Consider the following 19,006-nt stretch of genomic DNA (forward strand, 5'->3'; position numbering starts at 1 on the left):
AAAAATAAAAAAAGTATTGCATAACTATGCGTTCTACACTATAATGATGTATAAAAATACAAATAGAAAAGCGGAGGATGCAATATGAACTTAAAAGGAAGAAATTTTATCACATTAAAGGATTATTCACCGGAAGAGATTGGATACCTGCTGGACTTGGCCGCTGACTTAAAAGCCAGGAAAAAACAGGGGATCACGGGCAGCTCCTTAAAGGGAAAAAAACATTGCCCTTATTTTTGAAAAACCGTCAACCCGCACCAGATGCTCCTTTGTGGTAGCTGCGGTCGATGAAGGCGCACATCCGGAATATTTAGGGAAAGATGATATTCAGCTGGGACACAAGGAAAGTGTGGAAGATACGGCAAGAGTTTTGGGAAGGGTGTTTGACGGGATCGAATTCCGCGGATTTAAGCATAAGACCGTAGAAGATCTGGCAAAATATGCAGGCGTTCCGGTTTGGAACGGGCTGACCGATGACTATCATCCAACACAGATTCTGGCTGACCTTCTCACCATGAAAGAACATTTTGGATATCTGAAGGGCCTTCGTTTCGTATATGCGGGAGATGGGCGCAATAACATGGCTAACAGCCTGATGATCGGAATGAGCAAGATGGGCGTTCATTTTACCATCATGGCGCCAAAGAATCTTTGGCCGAAGGAGGAGCTGGTGGAATTATGCCAGGGCTATGCCAAGGAAAGCGGAAGTACCATCACTCTCACAGAGGACACAGCTGCGGTTAAAGATGCGGATACCATTTATACTGATGTGTGGTGTTCTATGGGAGAAGAGGACAAGGCTGCCCAGCGTATTGCACTTTTAAAGTCTTATCAGGTGAATAAGGAACTGATGGAGAAAACAGGGAAAGACACTACCATATTCATGCACTGCCTGCCGGCTGTCAAAGGAAATGAAGTGACAGAAGAGGTTTTTGAATCGGCTGCATCTGTGGTATTTGACGAAGCAGAAAATAGAATGCATACCATTAAGGCGGTAATGGTGGCAACATTAGGAGAGTAGAACATGTATATACAAGAACGAGGAAGAAGCTTGAGAAACGCTTCCATGATTGTGGATGTCCTTCATATTATAGTGGGAATTCTGATCGTAACATTGGCTGTCATATCGTTTTTAAATCCGGAAGATCATATGTTTTTGTTTCCGGTAATATTTTTTTCTGGCCGGCGCCTTAACCTGGTCAACGGGATTTATAAAATCAGACTTAGCGGCCGGGAGAAAAAGAAAAAAGCAGCAGGTATGGCTGTCCTTATGTTCGGAGTCCTTCTTATCGCTCTTACTGTGATCAGTGCGGTGAGCATCTGGTGGGGGTGATATCATTGAAAACAGAGATTCTTAAGCTGCTAAAGGAAAGTGACGGTTACTTATCCGGCCAAGAGCTGTGCGTCCGTTTTGGGGTTTCCAGGACGGCCATCTGGAAAGTCATCCGTCAGCTTGAAGAAGAAGGATATCAAATTGAGGCGGTTCGAAATAAAGGGTATCATTTCATCGGTTCTTGTGATATAATGACGAAAACGGAGATAAAAAGCTGCATCAAGGGGAATTTTGGCCGGGAGGTGGAATACCACGAGGTCATTGATTCTACCAATATAAGAGCCAGGCGTCTGGCAGAGGAAGGGGCCTCCTCCGGGACCTGGTTGTGTCCGACTGCCAGAGCGCAGGGCGGGGCAGAAGAGGGCGCGCCTGGGTGTCCCCTTCCGGGAAGAACATATTTATGAGCCTGATCTTAAGGCCGGATATTCTTCCTGCTTCCGCTTCCATGATAACGCTGGTGGCCGCCCTGGCGGTCTATGACGGGATAAAGAACGTAACAGGCCTTGCTGCCGGCATTAAGTGGCCAAATGATATTGTGGCAAATGGGAAAAAGCTGTGCGGCATTTTGACGGAAATGAGCGCCGAGCTGGAAGGAATCCATTATGTTGTTGTAGGGATCGGAATTAACGTCAATATGGAGGAATTTCCGGAAGAAGTAAGGCAGAGGGCAACCTCCCTGCTTCTGGAAACAGGAGAAAAAGTGAGAAGAAGCAGGCTGGTTGCCGCTATTATGGAGGCTTTTGAACAATATTATGAAGAATTTATCAGCCAGGGTGATTTATCCGGGCTGATAAGTGTCTATAATAAGCATATGGTCAATGCAGGAAAGGAAGTAAGAGTTCTGGACAGATCTGGTGATTATATTGGCAAGGCCCTGGGAATCAACGAAAAGGGCGAACTTCTTGTGGAAGTAAAACCAGGAGAGGTAAGACATGTGATTTCCGGAGAGGTATCTGTCCGGGGAATCTATGGATATGTGTAATGAAGAACCATTCGCTTTATGATAAATTACAGGTTTTAGAGCCTCAGGAAAAGGAACTGGACACAAGGGAGCGTTTAAAGGCTATGGAACGCCCGCTTTTGTCCTGGTACAGGGAACATGCCAGGGCCCTTCCATGGAGAGATAAGCCGGAGCCATACCGGGTATGGATATCGGAAATTATGCTTCAGCAGACCAGGGTGGAGGCAGTAAAGCCGTATTTTGAGCGCTTTATGGAGGCTTTGCCGGGAATCCATGATCTGGCGGCAGTGCCGGAAGACCGGTTGCTCAAACTCTGGGAAGGCCTTGGTTATTACAGCAGGGCAAAAAAATCTAAAGAAAACAGCAGAGCTTCTTGTAGAACAATACGACGGAGAGCTTCCGGCATCCTACGAGGAGCTTAAAAAGCTTCCGGGGATCGGGTCTTACACCGCAGGTGCTATTGCGTCCATAGCTTTTGGCATTCCGGTCCCGGCAGTTGACGGCAATGTTTTACGGGTGGTTTCCAGGGTAACAGGAAGCAGGGAAGATATTTTAAAGCAGTCAGTCAAACGCCATATGGAAGAGGAATTAAAGGCAGTAATGCCGGAACAGGCCTCCAGCTCTTATAATCAGGGACTCATTGAAATCGGTGCGATTGTCTGTGTGCCAAACGGTTCGCCCTTATGCGGCCAGTGTCCCCTGGCTTCAATCTGCGTTGCCAGGATCAAGGGCCTTACCGGTGAGATTCCGGTAAAAACGCCTAAAAAGGCCCGCAGGACGGAAGATAAGACGGTAATGCTTCTATGGCAGGATGGACGGGTTGCCATTCGTAAGCGGGAGGACACAGGGTTACTGGCTTCTCTTTACGAGTTCCCCAATGTGGAGGGACACTTGGAAGGGAAAGCCCTGCTTGACCAGCTGGGAGTGAAGGAGGCTGCAATTACTCCGCTTCCCCCTGCAAAGCATGTGTTCAGCCATGTGGAATGGCATATGATAGGATTTCGAATTGAACTTGGGGAACGGCCCGACGGAGATTTTTTGTGGGTCACTGCAGAAGACTTAAAAAAAACTTATTCTTTGCCAGGTGCATTTAAGACGTATACAAAGTTGATCAGGTGATATAATGAAAAAGATTCTTTTTATATTTAATCCGCGTTCCGGGAAAGCTCAGATCAGGAATAAGCTGATGGATATCCTGAATATTTTTACAAAAGCCGGTTATGAATTATTGGTTCATGTGACCCAGCGGAGCGGTGACGCAATGGAAGCTGCAGCAGCATACGGAGGCAGTGTTGACCTGGTTGTATGCAGCGGGGGAGACGGGACCTTGAATGAGACCATAAGCGGTCTTATGAAATTGGATGATTTTCCGGATCTGGGGTACATCCCTGCCGGTTCCACCAATGATTTCGCTACCAGCTTAAAGATTTCCAAAAATATGTTAAAAGCGGCTGAAGCGGCGGTTTTTGGGGAACCCTTTCCCATTGATATCGGCTGTTTCTGTGAGGACAGGCATTTTGTGTATATTGCGGCGTTTGGGGCATTTACTGAAGTGTCTTATCTGACTCCCCAGGATAAGAAGAATGTTCTGGGGCATCAGGCATATATGCTGGAAGGCGTGAAGAGCCTGGCTTCCATAAAGTCCTATAAGATGCGGATCGAGTGTGAGGAACGCTCCGGGGGCAGGAAAGAGGAAACGACTCTGGAAGGGGAGTTTATTTTCGGCATGATAACCAATACCATGAGCGTTGGGGGCTTTAAAGGGCTTGTGGCACAGGATGTAGCTCTTGACGACGGCGAGTTTGAAGTGCTGTTAATACGAACGCCCAAAACTGCTTTGGATTTGACCAATATCATTAATTACATGTTTCTGAAGGAAGAACCAAATGAATACGTCCACAAATTTCGGACAAGGTCTTTGAGAATTTTATCGGAAGAGCCTATTGACTGGGTGTTAGATGGGGAATTCGGCGGGACCAGGAGGGAAGTTAATATCATTAATTTAAGGAAGAGAATCCGAATTATGAGGAAATCGACGAAAAAGCAATAAAACTGCTTTTTTTAGCAGAAATATGTTGAAATATGGATTCCGGTAGTATATAATGAAAAGTTGTGTGGGCTTTATGTATACCTCTTAGCGAAAGGACGTTATTAAGTGGAAAAGGATAATTTTTTTAGATAAGCTTGGAAAACTTGTCGAACTTGCAAAAACGAAGCATAATGCGTTGGACGTAACAGAGATTAATAACTTCTTTATAGGGGAAGAACTGACAACAGAGCAGATGGATCAGATTTATACGTACCTGGAGAATCGCGGCGTAGACGTGATCCCGGTCATTGACGACTCCGTTTTAACTGATGATGTGCTCATGTCAGACGACCTGCTTATAGATGATGATCTTGACGACAGTTTTATAAAAGATATGGATGAGGAAGATATTGATCTTGACGCCATTGATTTACTGGATGGCATCGGAACAGAAGATCCTGTCCGCATGTACCTAAAGGAAATTGGCACGGTACCACTTTTGAATGCAGAGGAAGAACTGCGCCTTGCTAAGAGAAAAGCAGATGGCGATGATGATGCCAAAGAGCGTTTAATCGAGGCAAATCTGCGTCTTGTAGTCAGCATTGCAAAGCGTTATACAGGCCGGGGAATGAGCTTCCTTGATTTGGTTCAGGAAGGAAATTTAGGCCTTATTAAAGGCGTGGAAAAATTTGATTATACCAAAGGTTATAAATTAAGTACATATGCTACCTGGTGGATTCGGCAGTCTGTAACCAGAGCCCTTGCAGACCAGGCCAGAACGATCCGCGTACCTGTGCATATGGTAGAAACGATTAATAAAATGTCCAAGATGCAGAGAAAGCTGACTCTTGAACTTGGATATGAGCCGTCTGTGGCGGAGCTGGCAGAAGCCCTTGACATGTCAGAGGACAAGGTTATGGAGATCATGCAGATTGCCAGAGAGCCAGCATCCCTTGAAACACCCATTGGTGAGGAAGATGATTCCAATTTGGGGGATTTCGTGGCTGACAATAATGTTGTGACTCCGGAAGGCAACGTAGAATCCGTTATGCTGAGAGAGCACATTGATGCCCTTTTGGGAGATTTAAAGGAGAGGGAGCGCCAGGTGATCGTACTCAGATTTGGATTAGAGGATGGCCATCCCCGTACTTTGGAAGAAGTTGGAAAAGAATTTAATGTTACCAGGGAGCGCATCAGGCAGATAGAAGCAAAGGCCCTTAGAAAGCTTAGAAATCCTGTTCGAAGCAAACGGATCAGAGATTTCCTATAAGAAACAGGAGGCGTGGCAGGTTACTGCAGACGCCTTTTTGTGGTTTGGACGCAGCGGCCTGCGTTCATGTCCGGTGAAGCGGGGCATGCTGTGAGCAAGCAGGGCCGCGGATTACAAATGTCTACTTTTCAACAGCAGGGAAGGAGCTACCATGAACCAGAGGAATTATCAGAAGGAATTGGATCAGGTTATTGCAGGATTGGAGGAACAGGGAAAAGTCCCCAGGCTGCTTTTACACAGTTGCTGTGCGCCGTGCAGCAGCTATGTGCTGGAATATTTATCCCGCTATTTTGAAATAACTGTGTATTTCTATAATCCTAATATCTATCCACCGGAGGAATATGTAAGGCGGGTGAAAGAGCAGAAAAGGCTCATTGCCTCCATGAATTTTATTCATCCTGTGACTTTGGAAACAGGTGCTTATGAACCGGAAGAATTTTACCGGATTGTAAGAGGCCTTGAAAAGGAGCCGGAAGGCGGTGCCCGGTGCTTTAAATGCTATGAACTGCGCCTCCAGGAGGCGGCAAAGGTCGCGCAGGCAGGACGTTTTGATTATTTCACCACCACCTTGTCCATAAGCCCTTTAAAGAACGCGGAAAAGCTCAATGAAATTGGTGAGAAGCTGGCCAAGGAATACCGTGTCGCTTATCTGCCTCTGATTTCAAGAAAAAGAACGGATATAAGCGGTCCGTGGAGCTTTCTGGAGAATACGGTTTATACAGGCAGGACTACTGCGGCTGTATCTATTCCCAGAATGAAAGGCAGAAACTTTCTGAAATTTCTTAGACAGGAAATTGCTTTGTAAAATATGTAAAAGACATACTGGTTTGTCTTGACACAAATTGGATATTGTAATAGAATTAACTGCAAGGAGTATAAAAAAAATTGAGGATAAAGGAGAATATCTTATGTTATCAAAAACACTGACCGTAGTAAATCCATCCGGACTTCATTTAAGACCAGCAGGGGTTCTGTCTCAGACAGCTATGAAATTTAAATCTGATGTAATCATCGAATATGGAGAGAAGAGAATCGTTGCTAAAAGCGTGTTAAACGTTATGGCAGCCGGAATTAAGTGCGGAACAGAGATCAAATTGATCTGTGAAGGCGAAGATGAGGCAGCAGCAATGAAAACCATGACCGAAGCAATTGAAAGCGGCCTTGGAGAAATGTAATCCAGTTTTATTTTATGAAAAAAATATTGTATAAGCCCTGGGAAGATTCCCAGGGCTTTTTCTATGGAAAAAAAGGGTGGAATAAGGGAGTTAACAGCTAGGAAGCTTTAAAAATAAAAGGAAGACTTAACTATTGAAAGCCATAGCTTCAAGAAATTAGAAGTTTGTACCATAATCCTTAGAAAGGCACATAATTGTGCACTATAAGGTGAAAAAATGTTAATAATAAACATAATTATTAGATTATAATTTTTTAAAATATTAAAATGTCAAATTATCTGAAAATAACAAAATAAAATACGTTTACAAGAAGAAAAAAAATGTAGTATTATCAACTAAAAAATTTGTTGTTACATTTTCAGACCCAAAATCAGAGGAAAAGTCAGGAACGCTTCGGGCATACCATTATGTCCAGGAAACTGGGCTAGAAAGAAGAAAGGAAGAGATTATGGATAAAGGTTTACAATTCCCTAATAAAAAGACGTTGCCAGGCCTATATGATCCCCGATTTGAGCATGATAACTGCGGCATCGGAGCAGTTGCCAACATAAAGGGCATTAAGACTCACAAGACGGTGGATCAGGCTCTGCATATCGTAGAGAATCTGGAACACCGTGCAGGTAAGGATGCGGAAGGAAAGACAGGAGACGGAGTTGGAATCATGCTTCAGATTTCCCATAAGTTTTTCAAAAAGGTAACAAAGTCTTTAGGCATTGACCTTGGAGATGAAAGGGAATACGGAGTGGGAATGTTTTTCTTTCCCCAGGATGAGCTTGCCAGAAACCAGGCCAAAAAGATGTTTGAGATCATTGTAAAGAAAGAGGGGCTTGAATTTTCAGGCTGGAGGGATGTTCCCATTCATCCCGAGCTGATCGGTGCCAAGGCTGTGGACTGTATGCCCTGCATTGCCCAGGGTTTTGTAAAGAAACCGGCCGATACTGCCAAGGGGCTGGAATTTGACCGGAAGCTTTATGTATCAAGGCGGATTTTCGAACAGAGCAACGACAATACCTATGTGGTTTCCTTAAGCAGCAGAACCATTGTTTATAAGGGGATGTTCCTTGTGAAAGAACTGAGAAAGTTTTTTTACGGATCTTCAGGATAAGGATTATGAATCCGCCATCGCAGTGGTTCATTCCCGGTTCAGTACCAACACAAACCCCAGCTGGATGAGGGCTCATCCCAACCGGCTTATCGTACATAACGGCGAGATCAATACCATTCGCGGGAATGTGGATAAGATGATGGCAAGAGAAGAGAATATGGAGTCCGAGTATTTCCGGTATGACATGCATAAGGTCCTTCCTATTATTAATCAGGAAGGTTCTGACTCCGCCATGCTTGATAATGCCCTGGAATTTATGATGATGAGCGGAATGGATCTTCCGCTGTCTGTTATGGTGACCATTCCTGCACCGTGGGAGCATGACAAATCCATGCCTCAGGAAATTAAGGATTTTTACCGTTACTATGCGACCATGATGGAACCTGGGATGGCCCGGCTTCTATCGTGTTCAGTGACGGCGATCTGGTTGGAGCGGTTCTGGACCGCAATGGCCTTCGTCCATCCAGATACTACATTACTGATGATGATCAGATGATCCTGCTTCTGAGGTGGGGGCCATTGATATTGAACAGAGCCATGTGGTGAGAAAAGAACGCCTTCGTCCAGGAAAGATACTTCTCATTGATACGGTTAAAGGCTGTCTGGTCAGCGATGAAGAACTGAAAGAATATTATGCGGCCCGCCAGCCTTATGGGGAATGGTTGGATTCCAATCTGATTGAACTGAGAGAGCTGTCCATTCCCAATAAAGGGGTTCCTGCCATGAGCAGAGAGGAAAGGGCAAAGCTTCAGAAGACATATGGTTATACCTATGAGGAATATAAGACCATGCTTCTTCCCATGGCTTTAAACGGTTCGGAAGCAGTTTCCGCCATGGGCGCAGACAGTCCTCTGGCAGTACTGAGCAAAAACACCAGCCTCTTTTCAACTATTTCAAACAGCTCTTTGCCCAGGTCACCAACCCGCCCATTGACTCCATTCGTGAAGAAATCGTTACCTCTACCACGGTTTATGTGGGCGAGGAAGGGAACATCCTGGAGGAGACAGCAGAAAACTGTAAGATATTAAAAGTCAATAACCCCATCCTTACCTGCACGGACCTGTTGAAAATTAAAAATATGAAAAAGCCTGGCTTTAAGGTTGAAGTGATTCCCATTACCTACTATAAAAATACTTCCCTGGAAAAAGCGATTGACAGGCTGTTTCTGGAAGCAGACCGGGCGCACCGGGATGGGGCGAATATCATCATCTGTCTGACAGGGATATTGACGAAAATCATTTGCCTATTCCATCCCTGCTTGCCGTATCTGCCTTCAGCAGCATCTGGTCAAGACAAAGAAGAGGACTTCCGTGGCGCTTATACTGGAAAGCGGAGAGCCGAGAGAGGTACACCACTTTGCTACCCTGCTGGGATATGGAGCCTGTGCCATCAACCCCTATCTGGCCCAGGAATCCATCCGTTCTCTTATTGAAAACGGCATGCTGGACAAGGATTATTACGCAGCGGTGGAGGATTATAATGCAGCAGTTCTTCACGGCATCGTAAAGATCGCTTCCAAAATGGGAATTTCCACCATACAGTCCTACCAGGGAGCCCAGATTTTTGAGGCGATCGGCATTTCAAAGAACGTGATTGATAAATACTTCACGGATACAGTGAGCAGAGTGGGTGGGATCACCCTGGATGACATTGCAAATGATGTGGATGTCCTTCACTCAGCCGCTTTTGATCCCCTTGGCCTTGATGTGGATCTGACCCTGGACAGTGTGGGAAGCCATAAAGAGAGGGCAGGGCAGGAGGAACATTTATACAATCCTCTTACCATTCACCTTCTGCAGGAAGCGGCAAGAACAGGAAGCTATGAGGTTTTCAAAGAATATACCCATACCTTGACGGAAGAAGGGCAGACAGTTAATTTACGAAGCCTTTTGGACTTTGATTATTCCAAATCAAAGGAAATTCCTGTGGAAGAAGTGGAAAGTGAAGAATCCATTGTGAAACGGTTCAAAACGGGAGCCATGTCTTACGGCTCCATTTCCCAGGAGGCCCACGAAACCCTGGCGATTGCCATGAACCGGATTCGGGGCAAATCCAACAGTGGCGAAGGCGGTGAAAGCCTGGAGCGTCTGACCGTAGGGGCGGACGGTGTAAACCGCTGTTCAGCCATCAAGCAGGTGGCTTCCGGGCGTTTTGGAGTGACCTCAAGGTATCTGGTCAGTGCCAGGGAAATCCAGATTAAAATGGCCCAGGGTGCAAAGCCGGGAGAAGGAGGCCAGCTTCCGGGGAATAAGGTATATCCATGGGTTGCCAAAACCAGGCATTCAACCACCGGAGTAGGTCTTATTTCCCCGCCGCCTCACCATGATATTTATTCCATTGAGGATCTGGCCCAGCTGATTTATGATTTGAAAAATTCCAATACCGATGCCAGAATTTCTGTTAAACTGGTTTCTGAGGCAGGTGTTGGCACGGTAGCAGCAGGCGTTGCAAAGCCGGCGCCCAGGTAATCCTCATTTCCTCCTTTGATGGCGGGACCGGTGCAGCTCCGAGAAATTCCATTTATAATGCAGGGCTTCCCTGGGAGCTTGGCGTGGCGGAAGCCCATCAGACCCTGATCATGAATGGGCTGAGAGATAAGGTGATTCTGGAGACAGACGGTAAGCTGATGACGGGACGGGATGTTGCAATTGCCTGTGCCCTGGGAGCGGAAGAGTTCGGCTTTGCCACGGCTCCGCTTGTGACCATGGGCTGCGTCATAATGAGGGTCTGTAATCTGGATACATGTCCGGTGGGAATTGCTACCCAAAATCCGGAGCTTCGGAAGCGCTTTAAAGGAAAGCCGGAATATGTGATTAACTTCATGTATTTTATTGCCAAAGAATTACGGGAATATATGGCAAAACTTGGTATTCGCAGTGTGGATGAGCTGGTAGGAAGGACTGATCTGTTAAAGAAAAAGGATAATATTCCTTCTGAAAGAGCCGGAAAGGTTGATTTTTCCGCTATTCTTGGAAATTCATATACAGGTCAGAAGCTTGCTGGCTATGGTCAAAAGCAGGTTTACGATTTTGAGCTGGAGAAGACCATGGATGAAAAGATCCTCCTTAAAAAATTAAAGGAAGCTCTCCGGGCGGGCCAGAAAAAGAGCCTTCATATTGATGTTTCCAATACGGACCGGGCACTGGGAACCATATTTGGTTCGGAAATAACCAGGCTGTATCCGGAGGGATTGGCTGAGGATACCTTTACCGTCAATTGTACAGGCAGCGGCGGCCAGAGCTTTGGAGCCTTTATTCCCAGGGGTCTTACCCTGGAGCTGGTGGGCGACAGCAACGATTATTTCGGAAAGGGGCTTTCCGGCGGCAAGCTGGTGGTTTATCCCCCTCAGGGCGTGAAGTTTAAGGCTGAAGATAACATTGTAATCGGGAATGTGGCCTTATACGGCGCTACCAGCGGAAAGGCATTTATCTGCGGGATTGCAGGCGAACGTTTCTGTGTCCGGAACTCTGGTGCAACCGCTGTTGTGGAAGGCGTAGGAGACCATGGCTGCGAATATATGACAGGTGGACGCGTGGTGGTACTGGGGCCTACCGGCAAAAATTTTGCGGCAGGAATGAGCGGCGGCATCGCTTATGTGCTGGATGAAAAAAGAGATTTATATAAGAGGCTCAATAAGGAGATGGTCTCCTTTGAAGAGGTTTCCAATAAATATGATGTTCTTGAATTAAAAGAAATGATTAAGGAGCATGTAGCTTATACCAATTCCGCAAAAGGAAAAGAGATCCTTGATAACTTTGGAGAGTATCTTCCTAAGTTTAAGAAAATCATGCCTCATGATTACAGACGCATGCTGAATACCATCGTTCAGATGGAGGAAAAAGGGTTAAGCAGCGAACAGGCACAGATTGAAGCATTTTATGCCAACACAAAGAAGTAAGGAGGAGCAGAAATGGGAAAACCAACAGGATTTTTAGAATATAGCAGAAAAACAGGAAAAACGGTAGATCCCAAGGCTCGTATTAAGAATTATAACGAGTTTCACCTGCCTCTTTCCGAAAAAGAACAAAAGTGTCAGGGTGCGCGCTGCATGGATTGCGGTGTCCCCTTCTGCCAGTCCGGCGTGATCTTAAAGGGCATGGTTTCCGGCTGCCCCTTAAATAACCTGATCCCGGAATGGAATGAGCTTGTATACACGGGCACATGGCAGCAGGCCTATAACAGGCTTAAAAAGACCAACAGCTTTCCGGAATTCACCGCCAGGGTGTGCCCGGCTCCCTGTGAAGCCGCATGCACCTGCGGATTAAACGGAGATCCGGTGAGCATTAAAGAAAATGAGCGTGCAATCATTGAACGCGCTTATGAAAGCGGCATAGCAGGCCCCGTACCACCGAAGATCCGCACCGGTAAAAAGGTAGCAGTCATCGGTTCCGGCCCTGCAGGTTTGTCTGCAGCGGACCAGTTGAATAAGCGGGGGCACAGCGTCACCGTATTGGAAAGAGAAGACCGTATAGGCGGCCTTCTCATGTATGGAATTCCCAATATGAAGCTGGAAAAGCATGTCATAGACCGGAAAGTAGAGATCATGAAGCAGGAAGGAGTGACGTTCCTGACAGGTGCTGACATAGGAAAAAACCAGAAGGCAAAAGATCTGTTAAAGGAATATGACCGCATCATCCTGGCCTGCGGTGCCTCCAATCCAAGAGATTTAAAGGTCCCGGGAAGAGATGCCGAGGGAATTTATTTTGCAGTGGATTTCTTAAAGTCCACTACAAAAAGTCTGCTGAATTCAAACTTACAGGATAATAACCATATTTCAACAAAAGGCAGGCATGTCATCGTTATTGGCGGCGGCGACACAGGAAACGACTGCGTGGGAACGGCCATACGCCAAGGCTGCGCTTCTGTCACTCAGCTTGAGATGATGCCAAAGCTCCCTGAAAAGAGAACCCCTGACAATAGCTGGCCTGAATGGCCGAAGGTATTGAAAACCGATTATGGCCAGGAAGAATCCATTGCCGTATTCGGCAAGGATCCCAGGGTATATCAGACTACGGTAAAGGAGTTTGTCAAGGATAAGTCCGGCAAGGTAGTGAAAGCAGTGCTCATGGGGCTGGAACCTAAAAAGGATGAAAAGACCGGCCGCATGAACATGGAACCAGTGGCCGGCAGTGAAAGAGAAGTTCCAGCCGATATGGTTTTAATCGCGGCAGGGTTTCTGGGGGCCCAGACTTATGTTGCTGACGCTTTTGGCGTGAAATTAAACGGCAGGACCAATGTAGAAACCGTAGATAGGAAATATAAGACAAACGTGGATAAGGTGTTTGCAGCCGGAGATATGCGCCGGGGGCAATCCCTGGTAGTTTGGGCGATCAGAGAAGGCCGGGAAGTGGCCAAAGAAGTAGATATCAGTTTAATGGGGTATTCCAACCTGGCATAGCTGGAAGGGACAGACGAATAAAGAATAATGAGGCTTTTGCATAATAGTTGAGGGATCAGCTATAGGCAAAAGCCTCTTATCCTTTATAGAAATTTCCATTAATATGATCTGATCATAAGATCTGGAAAAATTGCTATTGAGTATTCTATCCAGGATATGATGTACCATCAATGATAATTACAAGTTATAAAGAAATAGCGTTCCTTATTATAGTGTTAGTAGAAGATATTAATGGTTTTTTCTGAGTATACGGAAGGAATGAGGGAAATAAGTAATAAACAGGGTATCAGGCGGCTTTGTATTCGCAAGCTTTCTTGTATGGTTTATTCATTTGATATGTCTGAACACGATTCCAGCTTATGAAGTTCCAACAAATTATTATGATTTTTCAAAGAGATTAATTGCAGTTTTGCAAAATAGTAGATGTACAAAAAGTAAATCTCCCTTATAATAATAAGAAGATACTAAGTATTATTATTTGACAAAGGATAAAAATATTCATACTCAAATAATAAATAAAATTGTGCAGTTATAAAAATTATATTAAGTAGAAGTTGGATGATGAAGAAGGTGGGCTTATGCTGAAAATTGCAATTTGTGATGATGAGCAAATAGTTTGTGCAGATATAGAAAAAAATTATTTTAGATTTCCAAAAGGAATCTGGTATCCATTTAGAGGTTGAAGTTTTCTATTCCGGGATTGATTTATATAAATTTATAGAAAATGAATATGCATTTGATTTAATATTTTTAGACATAGAAATGAAGGGTTTAAATGGTATTCAAATTGGGAGTAAGATACGAAACGAGCTGGAAAATTACATTACAAAAATAGTGTACATATCATCAAAGGATAACTATGATCGGCAACTGTTTGAAGTGCAGCCCATGCACTTTTTGCCCAAACCAGTAGAGAAAGAAAAAGTAATTGTTGATATCAAATTAGCATTAAAAATTCTAGGGAAGCGCAGCAATGTATTTTCTTACAAAATAGGGCACAGCGTACATAAGGTTCCAATAAAGGATATATTGTATTTTGAAAGTTTGGACAGGGAAATAAAATTAGTTACAATAAAAGGTACGGTTTGTTTTTATAGCACAATGGAAGCTGTTTTATCACAGGTTTCCAGCCATCAATTTATTCAAATTCATAGATCTTACATCATAAACTATGCTTATGTGTCTAAGTTTAGATATGAGGAAGTACTCATGCTGAATGGAGAACATTTACTCATCAGCCAACGCAGAAGGAGAGATGTCCGCGACTTGCTTATATCTTATGAGAAGGAGGAAGACTAGTGCAATTAAGCATGTATGATATTATTTATATTATCTCTAATCTTTTTCGAACATACATAATTTATAAATTTATGATGGTGTTATTTGACCGCAGCCAGTTGCAGGTAAAGGAAAAATGGGAGATCGCATCATATGCATCCTGCTTTGTATTCATTTCAGTTCTTTACTTATTGACAAAGATTCCTGTAGTAATGCTGATTTCCAATATCTGTTTCTTTTTTTCTCCTGACATTTAATTATAAAGGGGAATTTAGAAAACGGGTATTTTCAGTTATGGCAATTTATCTGACCCTTATGTGTACAGAGGTGTCGCTGATTCTTTTCATAGGGTATTTTAAGCTTCCTTTACTAAAACAAAATGATTTTGACTCCATTTTCGGCGTTGTTGCAATGCAGATTATTTCTTATGCAGTGGTTTTGATTTTATCTAAATGTAAGCATATTAAAAAGGGGATAAGTATCCCATCAACTTATTGGATTTGCATTTCAGTTGTTCCTTTCGCATCAATGTATTTAATGTTGTTGTTACTTTCACCTGACAATTTGAAGAATTCATATGTTGTTATTGGCATAATATTAATTCTGGTAACTAACTTTTCAGTATTTTATCTTTATGATAAGATATCTGAGATGTTTTTAGAACAAAGTCAAAAACTTTTATTTGCAGAGCAAAATAAATATTATGAAAAGCAATTGGATATTATGAAATCTTCTTTGGAAGCAACTCTGTCAATCAAACATGATATGAAAAACCATTTGTTAGCATTACAATCTCTCGCACAAAACCATTGCCATGATGAGCTGATGCAATGCTTAAATGACATTATTACTGCTTGTGAATATCAAACAGCATTTTCAAATTCAGGTAATGTTGTTGTAGACAGCATACTAAACTTTAAATTACAGGAAGCTTCCAAACTTAATGCAGAAATTTTCCTTGATATTAATTTGCCAAAGGATTTACAATTACCGGCTTTTGATATGGCAACGATCTTGGGAAATTTACTTGATAACGCCATTGATGCACTTATGACTATTGAAAATAGACGTATGATTTCAGTAAAAATCAAGTATGGCAAAGGGCAATTCATAATTAAAATTTCAAATACTTTTAATGGAATTGTTATAGAACGAACAAATACTTTATTTACAAAGAAGGATGGCGGCAATCATGGATTAGGCATCAAAAATATTAAAAGGATTCTGGAAAAATATGATGGTTCTATGGATATTGAATATGATGCTACAACGTTCACTTCTATTTTATTGATGTATGTTGATTAAGAGCAGGAGAATTTTTTTTCCTGCTCCTGCTCTTTCTTAATACATATATTCTTTCATTACAAAAACATATGTCGTTCACAGCAAAAACCCGCATAATAAAATATTAATGATATACTAAATGAAATACAAAGGAGGTAATGACTTATGAAGAAACTAATTATGAAATTTAGTGGTGTGATTGCCACCCTGGCTCTTATGGTGACAACTTTAAATGTAAACGCTGCTTGTACTTTTTACGCGTACCAACCCGAACTTCCGGATGGTGCTGAGAAGCTTCGTAAATTCTAACAATGACTGCTTTTACGGAACGAGTGGTTGCCATATTGCAGGGAAACGGAAGCATCAAAGAAGAGGATAGAGCGCTATATATTTATGGTTTGCAGCAAGGTTTATTCATCATATTGAACGTACTGACTACTGTAACCATTGGTATTATCTTTGACCAGATTTGGGAAAGCATTTTGTTTATGTTTGCCTATTTTCCTCTTAGGTCCTGTGCCGGAGGATACCATGCAAAGAGCCCCCTAAGATGTTACCTATTTTCAGTCATAATGATAATAGCAGTACTTGCATCAATGAGATTACCGGTATGGAATAATGTCAATAGTTCTATTTCGGTGATAGTATCCAGCATAGTAATTTTGTTTTTGGCACCCGTGGAAGATGGTAATAAACCATTGGATGCAAAGGAAATTATTGTTTTCAAAAAGCGAACAAAAGTCGTATTATGCGTTTTAGTTGGCATGGTGTTGATTTTTCAAATGGCAGGATTGATTGAAGCTTCACATTGTATAATGCTGGTATTAATTATGTTATCTATTATGCTTGTACTGGGTAAAATCAAAAATTTGAGTAATAGAAAGATACATGTTTAGAGTAATATTTAACAACAAAAGGTATATATACGAGACGGCATTAATTGATAATATGAGAAAGGAAAGTATAAGTATTTTTGGGGGGATATTATACAAGGAAATGAGTTATGTTCAATTATAAAAGGATCTTACCATTTATGATGGTAGCCACCATGGCAATGAGCATGAATGTAACAAATGCTTTTGCTGAAACAAATCTGGTAACAAAAGCGGCTTTTACTGAAAAGCTTAGCGGCGCTGATAATGCTGTACCCATAGCTAAGAATAAGCCTTACGATTATGGTGTGACCTGGGTCAATGGAAGCAAGGAACACCTCAATGGTGAGGGCGAATGGTTTCGATATACGGCTGATGGGGATACATATATTTTTGCTTCAGCAATACGTGTCAGTGATTTGATAATTACTGTATATGATGCGAATACAGGATTAGACGTTGGCAAAACGGATGCAGGTGATATAGAAATTGACAAAGTATCATCAACATTATATATTGGAAATGTGCAGAAGCTATTTAAATTACAACCAGGACACGATTATTTGATTCAGGTTAAGGCTGCTTCTTATGTTTCTGCTAATCCTGGTGATACTTATAATATCTCAGTTGGTTTACCTTCTGTTAGTAGCGGACAAGTAAATTATGTTTCAGGCAGTAGTTATTCAATACCTGCAAATATATCAAAAACATTTACGTTCAAGATTAGTGGTCAGCCAAATTCAACGCGTCTTGCCCAAAGTGGTTGGATGAGTTCAGGCCTTCAAGTGTACTGACAAAATATCCATCACATCTTGCCAGATAGTAGCACCAAATGGTAAGATTCTCAATGCTACGTATGGCGAATATGACAATAATCAACCCGTTAACTTCGAAAACTACTTAACCAGTTTTAGCAATATACCGATAAACGGCACCTGGAAAGTAACCATCAGGTCCTCTAAGGCCCTCAGTGGATTGAAATTTAAAATTTCTGGCAATACTCATCATATTGTAGGAAAAGATGGCAATTAAGATGGAATGATTTGAAGCTTAAGTTAATGGACACCACCAGGGCACAATTGATAGGTTTATGTAGTAAAAGTACAAAAGGGTGTAATGTAACAAATCAAACGAATAAGCCTGATGGTGCACAAATTCATTAAGTTTATGCGTTATTGATATGTTGTCTGATTAGATGTTTTTAATGAGATTATGACAATTATTATAATTCGCCCTTTGACAATAGCTGGGGTGGGATTCGTCTGAATCCCACCCCATTCTTGTATTTTGAACTGTTTTTGGGCATACAAAATAATCTTTCGCATCACCAGCCATTTTTCTCTAAGACTGGAATGCTCTGGCGTATTTCTCGAATTCTGTGATACCGCAATCCCTGACATCAACAATCCAATTATCAAATGGCTGCTAAAAAGGCACTAAACTTATACTGGAAATTTCGAATTAATAAATCAGGTTTCATTTCGCTCCAATCGTTATTACAAGAGTTTTCTTCGAAAAATTACATATAAACCGTTAATAATTACATGATAGTGGGACCTTTTCGAAAAGTATAGTATATTAAAAAAAGTAAGGGGAGGCAGCCGGAACTCTATGTAGATCATTATGATTTACAGGCAAGCTTAGAAAATGTCCGTGCATATGTCTTTATGCATCAGGAATTCAATCTACCTGCTGTAAATGATTTTTCAAGAGGCTTAAATATCCAAAGCAGAAAAGAAGAAATTATGCGGGATACTGTAAAGCAATATGCTGCCGTTTGTATTACAAATGAAGGGTATTTCAAAAATTCCACTTTATTGGAAGATGAAGATATTTCTGATGAAAATATTTCTTCAAAACTAAAAGAACTGTTGAAACAACTGGATTTGAGTTCCATGAAAATCCTGGGGTATATCCCCTCTGAGGCACTCTCAGAGGAATATGGTTCCAATGGCAGACTGGATATCAAAGCCCAGCAGGCCAAGGTATGCAGTGCAGACAACATGGAAAGCTGCGTTGCCATCTTTGAATTAGAGGGGAATAAGTATTGTTTCTGTTTTGATGCAGTACAATACAAGGACAAATGGTATATCAGGCAGCTTGGCGGCAGCATTTCCACATTGTTGGATATACCCTGCAATTTTGCAGGAATCACGCCGATTAATGCATTGGAAAAGCCTGAGGCTGAGAAATTGATTATCCCTATTACGTGATGGAAAATCATATGGGAACATAGGACTATATCATTTTTAAAGAAAATTTAAATAATGGGTCGGTAGATTTTTAATCCGATGAAACTGC

General features: G+C 42.5%; 15 protein-coding genes and 3 pseudogenes. All 18 read left to right on the plus strand.

The window, feature by feature from the left end; genetic code table 11:
• Positions 1-84 precede the first annotated feature (84 nt).
• The 18 genes and pseudogenes from argF (at position 85) to JCM10519_RS08355 (ending at position 18,918) form a co-directional block, all read left to right on the plus strand.
• Positions 85-1,021 (plus strand): annotated as a pseudogene (gene argF / locus JCM10519_RS08275) (ornithine carbamoyltransferase).
• A 3-nt stretch (positions 1,022-1,024) separates the two neighbouring features.
• On the plus strand, positions 1,025-1,333 hold the full coding sequence (locus tag JCM10519_RS08280; RefSeq protein WP_054738562.1) for a DUF6637 family protein: 309 nt from the start codon (positions 1,025-1,027) through the stop codon (positions 1,331-1,333).
• A 5-nt stretch (positions 1,334-1,338) separates the two neighbouring features.
• Positions 1,339-1,737 carry an HTH domain-containing protein gene (locus tag JCM10519_RS27855; protein ID WP_347843559.1) on the plus strand — a complete coding sequence of 133 codons (399 nt, stop codon included), beginning with the start codon at positions 1,339-1,341 and terminating at the stop codon, positions 1,735-1,737.
• Positions 1,707-2,315, plus strand: a complete 609-nt coding sequence (locus JCM10519_RS27860) for a biotin--[acetyl-CoA-carboxylase] ligase (RefSeq protein WP_347843560.1) — start codon at positions 1,707-1,709, stop codon at positions 2,313-2,315. The genes JCM10519_RS27855 and JCM10519_RS27860 overlap by 31 nt, the downstream gene beginning before the upstream one ends.
• Entirely contained in the window at positions 2,315-2,716 is a 402-nt protein-coding gene (locus JCM10519_RS27865) for a hypothetical protein (RefSeq protein WP_347843561.1), read from the plus strand. Before JCM10519_RS27860 ends, JCM10519_RS27865 begins: the two co-directional genes overlap by 1 nt.
• The gene (locus JCM10519_RS08290) at positions 2,619-3,413 is read left to right on the plus strand and encodes an NUDIX domain-containing protein (protein ID WP_347843562.1); all 795 of its coding nucleotides are present in this window, start codon (positions 2,619-2,621) and stop codon (positions 3,411-3,413) included. Before JCM10519_RS27865 ends, JCM10519_RS08290 begins: the two co-directional genes overlap by 98 nt.
• Positions 3,414-3,417: 4 nt before the next feature.
• Positions 3,418-4,344, plus strand: a complete 927-nt coding sequence (locus tag JCM10519_RS08295) for a YegS/Rv2252/BmrU family lipid kinase (protein WP_054738564.1) — start codon at positions 3,418-3,420, stop codon at positions 4,342-4,344.
• 100 nt (positions 4,345-4,444) lie between these two features.
• Positions 4,445-5,593: an RNA polymerase sigma factor RpoD gene (gene rpoD / locus JCM10519_RS08300; protein ID WP_054738566.1), complete on the plus strand. Its 1,149-nt coding sequence runs from the start codon at positions 4,445-4,447 to the stop codon at positions 5,591-5,593.
• Between the two features lie 151 nt (positions 5,594-5,744).
• Positions 5,745-6,379 (plus strand): annotated as a pseudogene (locus tag JCM10519_RS08305) (epoxyqueuosine reductase QueH).
• Between the two features lie 122 nt (positions 6,380-6,501).
• Positions 6,502-6,768, plus strand: coding sequence for an HPr family phosphocarrier protein (locus tag JCM10519_RS08310; RefSeq protein ID WP_025233660.1), 267 nt, complete (start codon positions 6,502-6,504; stop codon positions 6,766-6,768).
• A 448-nt stretch (positions 6,769-7,216) separates the two neighbouring features.
• Positions 7,217-11,771 (plus strand): annotated as a pseudogene (gene gltB, locus JCM10519_RS08315) (glutamate synthase large subunit).
• Positions 11,772-11,783: 12 nt separating this feature from the next.
• Entirely contained in the window at positions 11,784-13,271 is a 1,488-nt protein-coding gene (locus tag JCM10519_RS08320) for a glutamate synthase small subunit (RefSeq protein WP_054738568.1), read from the plus strand.
• Between the two features lie 717 nt (positions 13,272-13,988).
• On the plus strand, positions 13,989-14,570 hold the full coding sequence (locus JCM10519_RS08325) for a LytTR family DNA-binding domain-containing protein (protein WP_347843689.1): 582 nt from the start codon (positions 13,989-13,991) through the stop codon (positions 14,568-14,570).
• Between the two features lie 273 nt (positions 14,571-14,843).
• The gene (locus JCM10519_RS08335) at positions 14,844-15,854 is read left to right on the plus strand and encodes a GHKL domain-containing protein (RefSeq protein WP_054738572.1); all 1,011 of its coding nucleotides are present in this window, start codon (positions 14,844-14,846) and stop codon (positions 15,852-15,854) included.
• A gap of 144 nt (positions 15,855-15,998) precedes the next feature.
• The gene (locus tag JCM10519_RS27870) at positions 15,999-16,142 is read left to right on the plus strand and encodes a cyclic lactone autoinducer peptide (protein WP_347843563.1); all 144 of its coding nucleotides are present in this window, start codon (positions 15,999-16,001) and stop codon (positions 16,140-16,142) included.
• A 23-nt stretch (positions 16,143-16,165) separates the two neighbouring features.
• Positions 16,166-16,729, plus strand: coding sequence for an accessory gene regulator B family protein (locus JCM10519_RS08340; RefSeq protein ID WP_347843564.1), 564 nt, complete (start codon positions 16,166-16,168; stop codon positions 16,727-16,729).
• A gap of 137 nt (positions 16,730-16,866) precedes the next feature.
• On the plus strand, positions 16,867-17,499 hold the full coding sequence (locus JCM10519_RS08345) for a hypothetical protein (protein ID WP_347843565.1): 633 nt from the start codon (positions 16,867-16,869) through the stop codon (positions 17,497-17,499).
• A 951-nt stretch (positions 17,500-18,450) separates the two neighbouring features.
• The gene (locus JCM10519_RS08355; protein WP_347843566.1) at positions 18,451-18,918 is read left to right on the plus strand and encodes a hypothetical protein; all 468 of its coding nucleotides are present in this window, start codon (positions 18,451-18,453) and stop codon (positions 18,916-18,918) included.
• Positions 18,919-19,006: the final 88 nt, after the last annotated feature.

This window comes from Clostridium sp. NkU-1, assembly GCA_001312405.1.